The sequence below is a fragment of the Pseudomonas vanderleydeniana genome, assembly GCF_014268755.2.
Classification (GTDB): domain Bacteria; phylum Pseudomonadota; class Gammaproteobacteria; order Pseudomonadales; family Pseudomonadaceae; genus Aquipseudomonas; species Aquipseudomonas vanderleydeniana.
In genome coordinates, this window is sequence record NZ_CP077093.1 from 1,001,427 (window position 1) to 1,014,468 (window position 13,042).

13 protein-coding genes are annotated in these 13,042 nt (G+C 63.8%); 9 read left to right on the top strand and 4 right to left on the bottom strand.

Features of this window, described 5'->3' with window-relative positions; genetic code table 11:
• Nucleotides 1-66 precede the first annotated feature (66 nt).
• The 6 genes from HU752_RS04410 to HU752_RS04435 all read left to right on the top strand — a co-directional run bounded on the left by HU752_RS04410 (nucleotide 67) and on the right by HU752_RS04435 (nucleotide 7,476).
• Nucleotides 67-1,590 carry a CoA-acylating methylmalonate-semialdehyde dehydrogenase gene (locus HU752_RS04410; protein WP_186689244.1) on the top strand — a complete coding sequence of 508 codons (1,524 nt, stop codon included), beginning with the start codon at nucleotides 67-69 and terminating at the stop codon, nucleotides 1,588-1,590.
• Nucleotides 1,591-1,604: 14 nt separating this feature from the next.
• Entirely contained in the window at nucleotides 1,605-2,492 is an 888-nt protein-coding gene (mmsB, locus tag HU752_RS04415; protein WP_186689250.1) for a 3-hydroxyisobutyrate dehydrogenase, read from the top strand.
• 126 nt (nucleotides 2,493-2,618) lie between these two features.
• Nucleotides 2,619-4,982 (top strand): DNA polymerase II, encoded by a 2,364-nt coding sequence (locus HU752_RS04420; protein ID WP_186689253.1) that lies wholly within the window; start codon nucleotides 2,619-2,621, stop codon nucleotides 4,980-4,982.
• A 162-nt stretch (nucleotides 4,983-5,144) separates the two neighbouring features.
• Nucleotides 5,145-5,381 (top strand): DUF2790 domain-containing protein, encoded by a 237-nt coding sequence (locus tag HU752_RS04425; RefSeq protein WP_186689256.1) that lies wholly within the window; start codon nucleotides 5,145-5,147, stop codon nucleotides 5,379-5,381.
• A gap of 94 nt (nucleotides 5,382-5,475) precedes the next feature.
• A complete protein-coding gene (locus HU752_RS04430; protein ID WP_186689259.1) occupies nucleotides 5,476-6,693 on the top strand; it encodes a cytochrome c biogenesis protein DipZ in 1,218 nt (405 codons plus the stop codon).
• A 261-nt stretch (nucleotides 6,694-6,954) separates the two neighbouring features.
• Nucleotides 6,955-7,476 carry a phage infection protein gene (locus HU752_RS04435; RefSeq protein WP_225920097.1) on the top strand — a complete coding sequence of 174 codons (522 nt, stop codon included), beginning with the start codon at nucleotides 6,955-6,957 and terminating at the stop codon, nucleotides 7,474-7,476.
• 476 nt (nucleotides 7,477-7,952) lie between these two features.
• Here HU752_RS04435 and HU752_RS04440 read toward each other — a convergent pair whose 3' ends face one another.
• Together HU752_RS04440 and HU752_RS04445 are read right to left on the bottom strand one after the other, a co-directional pair.
• On the bottom strand, nucleotides 7,953-8,300 hold the full coding sequence (locus tag HU752_RS04440) for a cupin domain-containing protein (protein WP_017903103.1): 348 nt from the start codon (nucleotides 8,298-8,300) through the stop codon (nucleotides 7,953-7,955).
• An 80-nt stretch (nucleotides 8,301-8,380) separates the two neighbouring features.
• Nucleotides 8,381-9,295 carry a LysR family transcriptional regulator gene (locus tag HU752_RS04445; protein ID WP_186689326.1) on the bottom strand — a complete coding sequence of 305 codons (915 nt, stop codon included), beginning with the start codon at nucleotides 9,293-9,295 and terminating at the stop codon, nucleotides 8,381-8,383.
• An 82-nt stretch (nucleotides 9,296-9,377) separates the two neighbouring features.
• Between HU752_RS04445 and HU752_RS04450 the strand changes: the two genes are divergently transcribed.
• Nucleotides 9,378-10,145, top strand: coding sequence for a sulfite exporter TauE/SafE family protein (locus tag HU752_RS04450; protein WP_186689329.1), 768 nt, complete (start codon nucleotides 9,378-9,380; stop codon nucleotides 10,143-10,145).
• Here HU752_RS04450 and HU752_RS04455 read toward each other — a convergent pair.
• The gene (locus HU752_RS04455) at nucleotides 10,135-10,449 is read right to left on the bottom strand and encodes a putative quinol monooxygenase (RefSeq protein ID WP_186689331.1); all 315 of its coding nucleotides are present in this window, start codon (nucleotides 10,447-10,449) and stop codon (nucleotides 10,135-10,137) included. The two genes, HU752_RS04450 and HU752_RS04455, sit on opposite strands and share 11 nt — an antisense overlap.
• Before the next feature lie 208 nt (nucleotides 10,450-10,657).
• On the opposite strand from HU752_RS04455, the gene mdaB reads away from it, so the two are divergent.
• Together mdaB and HU752_RS04465 are read left to right on the top strand one after the other, a co-directional pair.
• Nucleotides 10,658-11,248: an NADPH:quinone oxidoreductase MdaB gene (gene mdaB / locus HU752_RS04460; RefSeq protein ID WP_186689334.1), complete on the top strand. Its 591-nt coding sequence runs from the start codon at nucleotides 10,658-10,660 to the stop codon at nucleotides 11,246-11,248.
• Nucleotides 11,249-11,306: 58 nt separating this feature from the next.
• On the top strand, nucleotides 11,307-12,206 hold the full coding sequence (locus HU752_RS04465; RefSeq protein WP_186689337.1) for a LysR family transcriptional regulator: 900 nt from the start codon (nucleotides 11,307-11,309) through the stop codon (nucleotides 12,204-12,206).
• Nucleotides 12,207-12,484: 278 nt separating this feature from the next.
• On the opposite strand, the gene HU752_RS04470 is transcribed toward HU752_RS04465, so the two are convergent.
• Nucleotides 12,485-12,982 (bottom strand): hypothetical protein, encoded by a 498-nt coding sequence (locus HU752_RS04470; protein WP_186689339.1) that lies wholly within the window; start codon nucleotides 12,980-12,982, stop codon nucleotides 12,485-12,487.
• Nucleotides 12,983-13,042: the final 60 nt, after the last annotated feature.

A 13,042-nucleotide genomic window follows, 5' to 3' on the forward strand; every position in this document is an offset into this window, starting at 1 on the left:
TCACCATGCTCGGGCGTTGCGGCGCCCGCCCAGGATTCGGCCATTACAATAATTCAGGAGACTTCCATGAACGTTTCTCTCAAGCCCGACGCCACCCTCAAGACCGCCCGGTTGCTGATCGACGGCGAGTGGGTCGAATCCCGCAGCGGTGAATGGCACGACATCGTCAACCCGGCTACCCAGGAAGTGCTGGCCAAGGTGCCCTTCGCCACTGCCGCTGAAGTGAACGCCGCGATCGAGGCCGCCCAGCGCGCTTTCCAGACCTGGAAGTTGACCCCCATCGGCGCCCGCATGCGCATCATGCTCAAGCTGCAGGCGTTGATTCGTGAACACTCCAAGCGCATCGCCGCCGTGCTCAGCGCCGAGCAGGGCAAGACCCTGGCCGACGCCGAGGGCGATATCTTCCGCGGCCTGGAAGTGGTCGAGCACGCCTGCTCGATCGGCACCCTGCAGATGGGCGAGTTCGCCGAGAACGTCGCCGGTGGCGTCGATACCTACACCCTGCGCCAGCCGATCGGTGTGTGTGCCGGGATCACCCCGTTCAACTTCCCGGCGATGATCCCGCTGTGGATGTTCCCGATGGCGATCGCCTGCGGCAACACCTTCGTCCTCAAGCCGTCCGAGCAGGACCCGCTGTCGACCCTGATGCTGGTGGAGCTGGCGCTGGAAGCCGGCGTGCCGGCGGGCGTGCTCAACGTGGTGCACGGCGGCAAGGAAGTGGTGGATGCGCTGTGCACGCACAAGGATATCAAGGCCGTGTCCTTCGTCGGCTCGACCGCTGTCGGCACCCACGTGTATGACCTCGCCGGTCGCCACGGCAAGCGCGTGCAATCGATGATGGGGGCGAAGAACCATGCCGTGGTGCTGCCCGATGCCAATCGCGAGCAGACCCTCAACGCCCTGGTCGGCGCCGGATTCGGTGCGGCCGGCCAGCGTTGCATGGCCACCTCGGTGGTGGTGCTGGTGGGCGCGGCGAAACAGTGGCTGCCGGACCTCAAGGCGCTGGCGCAGAAACTCAAGGTCAATGCCGGCAGCGAGCCGGGTACCGACGTCGGCCCGCTGATTTCCAAGCGGGCGAAAGAGCGTGTGCTGGGGCTGATCGAAAGCGGTATCAAGGAAGGCGCCAAACTCGAGCTGGACGGCCGCGGTATCGTCGTGCCGGGGTTCGAGCAGGGCAACTTCGTCGGCCCGACCCTGTTCTCCGGGGTGACCACCGACATGCAGATCTACACCCAGGAAATCTTCGGCCCGGTGCTGGCGGTGATGGAAGTCGATACCCTCGACGAGGCCATCGCCCTGGTCAACGCCAACCCGTTCGGTAACGGCACCGGCCTGTTCACCCAGAGCGGCGCCTCGGCCCGCAAGTTCCAGAGCGAAATCGACATCGGCCAGGTCGGCATCAACATTCCGATCCCGGTGCCGGTGCCGTTCTTCAGCTTCACCGGTTCGCGCGGCTCCAAGCTCGGCGACCTCGGCCCGTACGGCAAGCAGGTGGTGCAGTTCTACACTCAGACCAAGACGGTCACCGCGCGCTGGTTCGATGACGACAGCGAGAACCATGGCGTGAACACCACCATCAACCTGCGTTGAGCGAGGAACGGGCCATGAAGATCGCATTTATCGGACTGGGCAACATGGGCGCGCCGATGGCGCGCAACCTGATCAAGGCCGGGCACAGCCTGAACCTGTTCGACCTGAACCAGGTGGTGCTCAAGGAACTGGCGGCCCTCGGCGGCACCATCAGCACTTCGCCCAAGGCCGCGGCCGAGGGCAGCGAGCTGGTGATCACCATGCTGCCGGCCGCCGCCCATGTGCGCAGCGTCTGGCTGGGCGAGGACGGCGTGCTGGCCGGGATCGGCGCTGGCGTGCCGGCGGTGGACTGCAGCACCATCGACCCGCAGACCGCCAAGGATGTCGCCGCCGCAGCGGCGAAGCAGGGCGTGGCCATGGCCGATGCACCGGTTTCCGGTGGCACCGGCGGCGCGGCAGCCGGGACCCTGACCTTCATGGTCGGGGCCTCCAGCGAGCTGTTCGCCACCCTGCAACCGGTGCTGGCGCAGATGGGCCGCAACATCGTCCATTGCGGCGACGTCGGCACCGGGCAGATCGCCAAGATCTGCAACAACCTGCTGCTGGGTATCTCGATGATCGGCGTCAGTGAGGCCATGGCCCTGGGCGCCGCCCTGGGCATCGACACCCAGGTGCTGGCCGGAGTGATCAACAGCTCCACGGGCCGTTGCTGGAGTTCCGACACCTACAACCCATGGCCGGGGATCATCGAGACGGCCCCGGCATCCCGCGGCTACACCGGCGGCTTCGGTGCCGAGCTGATGCTCAAGGACCTCGGCCTGGCCACCGAGGCCGCGCGCCAGGCCCACCAGCCGGTGGTGCTCGGCGCCGTGGCGCAACAGCTGTACCAGGCCATGAGCCTGCGCGGCGAGGGCGGCAAGGACTTCTCGGCCATCATTGGCAGCTATCGCAAACCCGAGTAAGGGTTTTTTCCGAGGGCTCGCGTCGGGCGGGTCCTCGGTTTTTTCCGGGCGGGCTGCCCAAACGTTATCCGCGTATCCCCCGACACAGTAGAATTACCGCCAGGAATCGATTTCGAGGTGGCGGTGGTGGATCTACAGCAGGGTTTTGTCCTGACCCGGCATTGGCGCGACACCCCCGCGGGTACGCAGGTCGAATTCTGGTTGGCGACCGACGCCGGTCCCCGCCATGTGCGCTTGCCGCTACAACCCTCGGTGGCCTTCATTCCCGCCGCACAGCGCGAGCGTGCCACGACCCTGTTGCGCAACGAGCGTGATGTGGAGTTGCGCCCGCTGGAACTGATGGATTTCCGCCATCGTCCGGTGCTCGGTCTTTACTGCCAGCAGCATCGACAGTTGATGAATATCGAGAAGCTGCTGCGCCAGGGCGGGGTGGATGTCTACGAGGCCGATGTCCGTCCGCCCGAGCGCTTCCTCATGGAGCGTTTCATCACTGCACCGGTGCTGTTCGCCGGCACGCCGAATGCCGATGGGCCGCTGCTCGATACCCAGCTCAAGGCCACCGCGGACTATCGGCCACGGCTGAAACTGGTGTCGCTGGATATCGAGACCACCATGCAGGGCGAACTGTATTCGATTGCCCTGGAAGGCTGCGGCGAGCGCCAGGTGTACATGCTCGGGCCGCCGAATGGCGATGCCAGCCAGGTCGACTTCGACCTCGAGTACCGGGACAGTCGCGGCGAACTGCTCGAAGCGCTGAATGACTGGCTGGCCCGCCACGATCCCGATGCGATCATCGGCTGGAACCTGGTGCAGTTCGACCTGAAGGTGCTGCATGAGCATGCCCAGCGACTGAACGTCCCGCTACGCCTGGGACGTGGCGGCGATGTCATGGGCTGGCGCGACAACGGCGCGCGCAACACCCACTACTTCGCGGCAGCGGCCGGCCGGCTGATCATCGACGGTATCGAGGCACTGCGCTCGGCGACCTGGAGTTTCCCGTCCTTCAGTCTCGAATATGTGTCGCAGCACCTGCTCGGTGAGGGCAAGGCGATCGACAACCCCTACCAGCGCATGGACGAGATCGACCGCATGTTCGCCGAGGACAAGCCGGCCCTGGCCCGCTACAACCTCAAGGACTGCGAACTGGTCACGCGCATCTTCGACAAGACCCAGTTGCTGACCTTCCTGTTGGAGCGCGCCACCGTCACTGGCTTGCCGGTCGATCGCAGTGGCGGCTCGGTGGCGGCCTTCACCCACCTGTACATGCCACTGATGCATCGCCAGGGTTTTGTCGCACCGAACCTCGGCGAACGCATGCCCGAGGCCAGTCCCGGCGGTTTCGTCATGGACTCGCGACCGGGCCTGTACGAGTCGGTGCTGGTTCTGGACTACAAGAGCCTGTATCCGTCGATCATCCGCACCTTCCTGATCGATCCGGTCGGGCTGATCGAGGGCTTGCGGCATCCCGACGACAGCGAGTCGGTGGCGGGTTTTCGCGGTGCGCGCTTCTCCCGCACGCGGCATTGCCTGCCGTCGATCGTCGAGACGGTCTGGCAGGGCCGCGAGGCCGCCAAGCGCGACGGCAACGCGCCGTTGTCCCAGGCACTGAAGATCATCATGAACGCCTTCTACGGCGTGCTCGGTTCCAGTGGTTGCCGCTTCTTCGATACGCGGTTGGCCTCGTCGATCACCATGCGCGGGCACGAGATCATGCGCCGCACCCGCCAACTGATCGAAGCCCAGGGCTACACGGTGATCTACGGCGACACCGACTCGACCTTCGTCTGGCTCAAGCGCGCCCATGGCCAGGAGGAGGCCGCGCAGATCGGCCGCCAACTGGTGGCCGGGGTCAACGACTGGTGGCGCGAACACCTGCAGCGCGAGCTGGGCCTGGACAGTGCCCTGGAGCTGCAGTTCGAGACCCATTTCAGCCGCTTCCTGATGCCGACCATCCGTGGCGCCGAGGAGGGCAGCAAGAAGCGTTATGCCGGGTTGGTCATCCGCGCCGACGGCAGCGAGGAGATGGTCTACAAGGGCCTGGAAACCGTGCGCAGCGACTGGTCGCCATTGGCGCAGGCGTTCCAGCAGGAACTGTACCGACGCATTTTCAGTCGCCAGCCCTACCAGGACTACGTACGCGATTACGTGCGACGTACCCAGGCCGGCGAACTGGACGACCTGCTGGTGTATCGCAAGCGCCTGCGCCGGCGGCTGGGCGACTACGAGCGCAACGTCCCGCCGCAGGTGCGCGCGGCGCGACTGGCCGATGAGTACAACGTCGCCCAGGGGCGCCCACCGCAATACCAGGGCGGCGGCTGGATCAGCTACGTGATTGCCCTGGCCGGGCCGGAACCGCTGGAAGTGCGCCGTTCGCCCATCGACTACGAACACTACATCACCAAGCAGTTGCAGCCGGTGGCGGATGCGATCCTGCCGTTCGTGCAGGACGATTTCACCACCCTGATCGGCGGGCAGATGGGGCTGTTCTGAGTGTTGTGTATTGCAATGTATCTGGAGGCCCCGGTGATACGTGCGGACTTCAGAACCCCGGATTGCGCACACATTCGAGATACCTCAGGGGTGTCAAATAGGTTCCAAGGAGGCAGACAACACTGGCTCCAACCAACCGAACGACAACTTGAGGAAATCACCATGAAACTGAAAGCGCTCTGCACCGCCGGCCTGTTCTCCGCCCTGAGCCTCCTGGCCATCGCCGCTCCGGCCCAGGCCGCCAGCGCCAAACCGGACATCCAGCACGTGGTGTCGATCACCACCGATGCAATGGGCAGCTGCGGCGTCGCCAACGCGCACCTGACCTACCTCGACTCCCAGGGCGAGACCCACACCCTGGAGTACGGCAAGTTCGCCAACTGCAACCAGGGCAGCTGATCCCTTGGGAATCGGCTTCGCACACGCCTCTCCACCCGCATGAAACCGTATCGCGCCGCGCTCGGTTTCATGCCTGTTTCTGCCAGGTGACGTCATGCTGCTTATCGCTTTCCTGGGCGGGATACTGACCGTGCTCAGTCCTTGCATCCTGCCGGTCGTACCCTTTCTGTTCGCGCGGGCGGATCGTTCCCGCTCTTCGGTGCTGCTGACGCTGGGCGGCATGGCGCTGACTTTCGCGCTGGTGTCGAGCCTGGCCGTGGTCAGCAGCGCCTGGGTGATCCAGGCCAATCATGCCGGTCGCCAGCTGGCGCTGATCGTGATGGTGCTGTTCGCCCTGTCACTGATTTCCGCGCGTGCGGGCGCCTGGCTGTCGCGGCCGTTCGTCCTGCTGGGCAACCGCCTGGATCCGGCAGCGCGCCAGCTGTCCGGGCCGTTGGCCGCGCTGCTGGTCGGTGTCGCCACCGGGTTGCTGTGGGCGCCGTGCGCCGGACCGATTCTGGGGGTGATCCTGACCAGCGCCATGTTGCAGGGCGCGAATGCGCAGACCAGTCTGTTGCTGCTGGCCTATGGCTTGGGTAGTGCGTTGTCTCTCGGCACGCTGATCTTCGCCGGTCGTGGGCTGGTCAACCGGCTCAGGCCGTCCATCCCGGTGACCGGCTGGCTGCGGCGTGGCACCGGTGTGCTGGTCCTGCTGTCGGCGGTGCTGATCTCGACCGGGGCGAACAATACTCTGCTCGCCGGTACTTCCTCACAAGGCTCGACATCGGTGGAGCAAAGTGTGTTGAAGCAGATTCCGCGGGCCATCGACTACGTGATCAGCAAGGCCAATGCGGCCACCACCGTTGACCTTGAAGCCAAGGGCGCGATGCCGTCGCTGGAGGGGGCGGTGGAGTGGCTGAACTCGGCGCCGCTGGACCGTGAGTCCCTGCGTGGCAAGGTGGTGCTGGTGGACTTCTGGACCTTCGACTGCATCAACTGCCAGCACACCCTGCCGTATGTGAAGGCGTGGGCGAAGAAATATGAGAAGGACGGGCTGGTGGTGATCGGGGTGCATACGCCCGAGTACGCCTACGAGAAGATCCTCGGCAATGTTCGCCAGCAGGTGAAGGAACTGGGGATCGGCTATCCGGTGGCGATCGACAACGACTACCGCATCTGGCGGGCTTTCGATAACCAGTACTGGCCCGCCCACTACCTGATCGACGCCAAGGGGCAGGTGCGTTACACCCATTTCGGCGAAGGCCGTTATGACGAGCAGGAAAAGGTCATCCAGACCCTGTTGCAGGAGGCCAAGGCTGGCAGTGCCAGCTGAGTCCTGGAACCAAGTCACGACAGCCGCAAAGCCCCGCAACGGGCTTTGCGGCTTTTTTGTGGGCAGGTGTTCGAATCGGGCAGGAGCTCGTTGTATCAGATTGTGTACCCAGCTCGCCGCCACACACTGCGCGACCTTATCGCCCGTTCGCGACACATGGCAGATACAGCCCTGCGTTGAAATGTACCTGTCGACCGGTGATGCCGGTCCGGTTACTCCCCAACCCCAAGAGTCTTACTCACCAACGCAGGAGTGTTACCCATGTTCAAGTTCCCTACCGCTTCCCTGGTCCTCACCCTCGCCCTGGTTGGCGGCCTCGGCCTGTCGAATGCCGCTTCGGCCAATGTGCCGGCTGGCGGGCACGCTGCAGCCAGCCAGCACCTGCTGGCGGAGGGAGGTTCCGACCGTCTGCTGGAGCGTCGCGTGGCCGAAGGCGGTTCGGATCGCCTGCTGGAACGTCGCGTGGCCGAAGGCGGTTCGGATCGCCTGCTGGAGCGTCGCGTGGCCGAAGGCGGTTCGGATCGCCTGCTGGAACGTCGCGTGGCCGAAGGCGGTTCGGATCGCCTGCTGGAGCGTCGCGTGGCCGAAGGCGGTTCGGATCGTCTGCTGGAGCGTCGCGTGGCTGAAGGTGGTTCGGATCGCCTGCTGGAGCGTCGCGTGGCTGAAGGTGGTTCGGATCGCCTGCTGGAACGTCGTGTGGCCGAAGGTGGCTCGGATCGCCTGCTGGAACGTCGCGTGGCTGAAGGTGGTTCGGATCGTCTGCTGGAACGCCGCGTTGCTTGAGGGCGGCCGACCTTTCCAGCTGTTCCTCATTATTCGGGAGGGGAGCGAGCTGTTGGTGGCGAGCGGGCTTGCCCGCGCTGGAGTGCGAAGCACTCCCAAACCGGCGGTATCGATGTATCAGGCACACCGAGTGCCTGGGTCTTGCGGCTGCCTTGCAGCCGAGCGCAGGCAAGCCTGCTCGCCACATGATCATTGCCAAAGGCCGGGCCCTCGCGTCTTTCGAGACGGCCCCGGCTGACAAGACGCCTGGTGCGATCAGGCGAACACGAGCTGTTGGTGGCGAGCGGGCTTGCCCGCGCTGGAGTGCGAAGCACTCCCAAGCCGGCGGTATCGGTGTATCAGGCACACCGAGTGCCTGGGTCTTGCGGCTGCCTTGCAGCCGAGCGCAGGCAAGCCTGCTCGCCACATGATCGTTGCCAAAGGCCGGGCACCCGCGTCTTTCGAGACGGCCCCGGCTGACAAGACGCCTGGTGCGATCAGGCGAACACGAAGTACTTGCGCACGGTCTCCACGACTTCCCAGGTACCCTTCATGCCCGGCTCGACGATGAAGATGTCGCCGGCCTTCAAGTGGATCGGCGCCTGACCGTCTGGCGTGATGATGCAGTAGCCTTCCTGGAAGTGGCAGTACTCCCACTTCACATAATCGACCCGCCACTTGCCCGGGGTGCAGATCCAGGTGCCCATGATCTTGCTGCCGTCTTCGCTGTTGTAGGCGTTGAGGTTGACGGTGTGCGGATCGCCTTCGAGCTTCTCCCATTTGCAGGCGTCGAGCACCGGCAGTGGGTGGGTGTCGCGCAGAACGGTAATCGGTGGATTGGACATGCTGGGCTCCGGGCACAGGTTCTGAATGAAGCCTGCACCCTAGCGGGGGTGTCCGCCGTGCGGTTGTCCAGGCTCGACATTCAACTGTCCATGCGCGCACGGTCGCCTGTTGCCGGTTCGCTCAGGGCGTCGAGCAGGGCCTTGGCGTAGGAGGGCAGGTGTTCGAACGAGCGCGCGCACAGCAGCAGCTTGCGCCGGGCCCAGGGCTCGGGCAACGGACGGCTGACCAGGCGCGAGTCGACCGGCCAGCGGTCAAGCGTAGCCTGGGGCACGATGCCCGGGCCGGCGCCCCGGGCGACCATGCGCAATACCGCATCGAAGCTTTCGACCCGTACCCGCAGTTGCATGCGCTGGCCCAGGTGCAGCGCCTGCTCTTCGAGGTACACCGCCAGCGCGCTGTCGGCGGCAAGGCCGACCAGCTCATGGCGCAAGGTATCGCTGAACTTCGGTTGTGCAAGCGCGGCCAGCGGATGATCGCGGGGGATGACCAGCACCAGCGGATCGTCCTGGAACGGGCGGGTCTGCAAGTCCCGGGTGTCCACCGCATCGGAGACGATCCCGAGGTCGGCGACCCCCTGGCTGAGCGCGTGGACGATGCGCAGGCTGGGCAGCTCCTGCAGATCGACATCCACCGGCGGATGTTCACGCAGGAAGTCGGCCAGGCGTTCCGGCAGGTATTCGCTGAGCGCCGTAGTATTGCACAGCAGGCGGACCTGGCCCTTTACACCATTGGCGTAGTCGGCCAGGTCCTCGCGCAGCCGCTCGCTTTGCAGCAGGATCAGTCGCGCATGCTGGGCCAGCGCCTTGCCTGCCGGCGTGGGACTGACGCCACGCCGGCCACGCAGGAAGAACGGCGTGCCGAGGGACGCTTCCAGGGCACGGATCCGCGCGCTGGCCGCCGCCAGCGACAGGTGGCTGCGAGCTGCGCCGGCGGTGATGTTGCCGGCGTCGAGAATGTTCAGGTACAGGCGCAGGTCGATCAGGTCGAAGTGCATGGCTCAGCCTCTTGTTTCAGCAGAGGCTAGCTCAGCCAATCGCAGATTTTCAAATGGGCCCTGGCGGTTCAGCATGGGCGCCATGAAAACCTTTATCGATTTCTACGAAACACTGGGCCTTGCCCTGTCACTGCTGGTGTTGGTGACTTTCCTGCTGGCGGGTACGGTCAAGGGCGTGATCGGCCTCGGCCTACCGACGGTGGCGATGGGCTTGCTTGGGCTGGCTATGGTTCCGGCGCAGGCTGCGGCCTTGCTGATCATTCCCTCCACGTTGACCAATCTCTGGCAGTTGGCGGTGGGCGGGCACCTGTCGATGCTGCTCAAGCGGCTGTGGCCAATGTTGCTGGCGATCTTCCTCGGTACCGGGCTCGGTAGCCTGTGGCTGGGCGGAGTCGGCGGCGGTGGCTGGGCGGTGCGCGCATTGGGCGGTGCGCTGCTGCTCTACGCGGTATGCGGCCTGTTCCTGCCGACCCTGCATGTCGGTGAACGGGCGGAGCGCTGGCTGGGACCGCTCTGTGGCGTGCTGACGGGCATCATCACCTCGGCCACCGGCGTCTTCGTGATTCCGGCGGTGCCCTACCTGCAGGCCCTCGGCTTGAACAGGGACCAACTGGTGCAGGCGCTGGGCCTGTCGTTCACCGTGTCGACCCTGGCGTTGGCGGCCGGCCTGTTCTGGCGCGGGGCCCTGGGCGAGGGCGCACTCGGCGCTTCGCTGCTGGCGTTGCTGCCGGCGCTGGTGGGCATGCTGCTGGGGCAATGGCTGCGCCAGCGCATCAGCGCCGTCCTGTTCAAGCGGGTGTTTTTCATCGGGATGGGCCTGCTCGGCGGGCACCTGCTGATCAGCGGCTAGCCGAGGACGGGCTGAGCATGTCGATCAGGCGGATGTCGAAATCGCGCTCGAGGAATTCCATGCGCTGCTCGTGGAAAGCGCGCATGTGTGGCAAGGCCGAGTGTACGTCCAGGTGCGCCCTGGACTGCCAGATCTCGTAGAAGATGAACAGGGTCGGGTCGGCCTGGTCGCGCAGCATGTGGTATTCGATGCAGCCGTCTTCCCGGCGGCTGGGTTCGACATAGGCACGAAACAGTGCCTCGAAGGCCTCGGCCTTTTCCGGGCGGGTCTTGGCGTGCAGGATGAAACCGTAGGGTTGGCTCATGGGGTGGCTCCGTGCGGGGCAGGTTCTGGAGGGCCTCAATGCTAAGGCAACAATGCGCAGTTGATTTGTGCTGTTAGGGCAAAAAAGATTTGCGCCAGCCATGGTTTTTCGCCCGCAGGGCACGGGCTAACCTGCGGCCCTGACTTGAACCTGCCGACCCCGACTGCCGCTGGGCACTGCTCCGGGTCCGCCCTCCACGAGACTGTCCATGAAAAAAATCCTGCTACTCAACGGCGGCAAGCAGTTCGCCCATTCCGCCGGCCGCTACAACGCCACCCTGCACGAAGCCGCCCTGGCGTATCTCGACCGCTCCGGTTGCGATGTCCGGCAGACCTGGATCGACCAGGGCTACGACGTCGCCGAGGAGGTCGCCAAGTTTCTCTGGGCCGACGTGATCATCTACCAGATGCCGGGTTGGTGGATGGGCGCGCCCTGGACCGTGAAGAAATACGTCGATGAAGTCTTCACCGCGGGTCACGGCAGTCTTTATGCCAACGACGGCCGGACGCGTTCCGATGCCTCGCAGAAATACGGCAGCGGCGGCCTGATCCAGGGCAAGCAGTACATGCTCTCGCTGACCTGGAACGCGCCGCAGCAAGCCTTCGACGATCCCACCGATTTCTTCGAGGCCAAGGGCGTGGATGCGGTGTACTTCCCGTTCCACAAGGCCAACGAGTTCCTTGGCATGAGTGGCCTGCCGACATTCCTGTGCGTCGACGTGATGAAGGTCCCGGCCATCGAGGCCGATGTTCGCCGCTACGAGCAGCATCTGGCCAAGGTCTTCGATTTGCCGGCGTGAGGTTCCTTTTGTCTCATGGCCGGCTAATATCAGGCCTGTCTTGAGTCGAGAGGTGAGTGTGAAAGCCAGGTCGGATGAGTTGCAGATCTTCGTCTGCGTGATCGAGTGTGGTTCGATTTCCGCAGCGGCCGAGCAGGTCGGGCAGACGCCATCGGCGGTCAGCCGCAGCCTGTCGCGGCTGGAAGCCAAGCTGGAAACCACGCTGATCAATCGCACCACGCGGCGCATGGACCTGACCGAAGAGGGCAAGTTCTTCTTCGAGCGGGCCAAGCAGATCCTCGAACAGATGGACGAGCTCGAAGAGCGCCTGTCCCTGCGCCAGCAGACTCCGGCCGGGCGCCTGCGCATCAACGCGGCCTCGCCGTTCATGCTGCATGCGGTGGTGCCGTACATCGCCGAGTTCCGCAGCCTGTATCCGGATATCCAGCTGGAGCTCAACAGCAACGACCTGATCATCGACCTGCTGGAGCAGAGTACCGACATTGCCATCCGCATCGGCAACCTGGCGGACTCGACCCTGCATGCCCGCTCGCTCGGCAGCAGCCCGCTGAACATACTGGCCAGCCCCGCCTACCTGGAACGTCACGGCGTGCCGGCCAGCGTCGACGAGCTGTCCAGCCATACCCTGCTGGGCTTTACCCAAACCGAAACGCTCAACCACTGGCCATTGCGCCATGCCCAGGGCGACCGCTGGCAGATCCGTCCCGATATCGCCGCTTCCAGTGGCGAGACCCTGCGCCAGCTGGCGCTGGAAGGGCAGGGCATTGTCTGCCTGTCGCACTTCATGACCCACCAGGACATCCAGTCCGGTCGCCTGCGGGTGATCCTCCCCGAAACCAACAGCGGCTATCGCCAGCCGATCCATGCGGTGTACTACCGCAACTCGCAGCTGGCGTTGCGTATCCAGTGTTTTCTCGACTTTATCCAGGGCAAGCTGGCGGGGTATGCGGGGAACTGATGCGGACATGGGGATACTACTGATTAGCATTTTTTGATGTGGTTATAAAGGAGAGACCTCCCAGCAGCAAAGCAGGAATAACGACCGCCGCATCCATCTGATAGGAAGAAAGTAGAACGTACCAGGGAATGAGAAACGTCAGGATGCATAGAGCTATTCCGAATAGGGCCCTGTATCTGTAACGTAATTTGTAGCGTATTGATAAATAGAGCAGAAGCTCGATGAACCCGAATATAAGAAAAAAGACTAAAAGTTCAACTAGGTAGGTTGGCACCTTCTCATTTTCCTGCATTCAGGATAATCGAGGAAGATGATTGCTGTGGACCAATTCCCCCGTCAACCGATGCGACAAGGCTCACGATGATGTCGCCCGCAGGGTAGGTCGGTAATTTTCCGCCCACAAACCTGCTCGCTGCGGCCCCGGCAGAAAACTTGGCAAGGCGCTTAACGACGCCGCCACCCGGCACGATCGCTCCCATGGCGCCAAAGGCTGCTGATGTGAGTGATGAGACAAGCGTACGTTGTTCATTCAGACGATCGCCTTGATCTCGGGTCAACGGCTGTGAAAAGGCGATCATCATCAAGCACGGACGTTCTTGGGCCAGCATCTTGTCATATAGCTGGACTGCCACCTGTGTCACTTCGTAATGGGCAGCACGTGCTTCGGGGAAGTGCATGCTGTACATGTTCATACGATCGAGGGGCTGAATGACAAAACGATTGATGTGAAAAACAATGCCTAATCGTCCTTGATAGCGATATCGCTCGATATCCATAATTGATTCCCCTTCGAATTGAGGCTCCTGTTACGATTTTTTGCGTCGATCGTGTCCCTA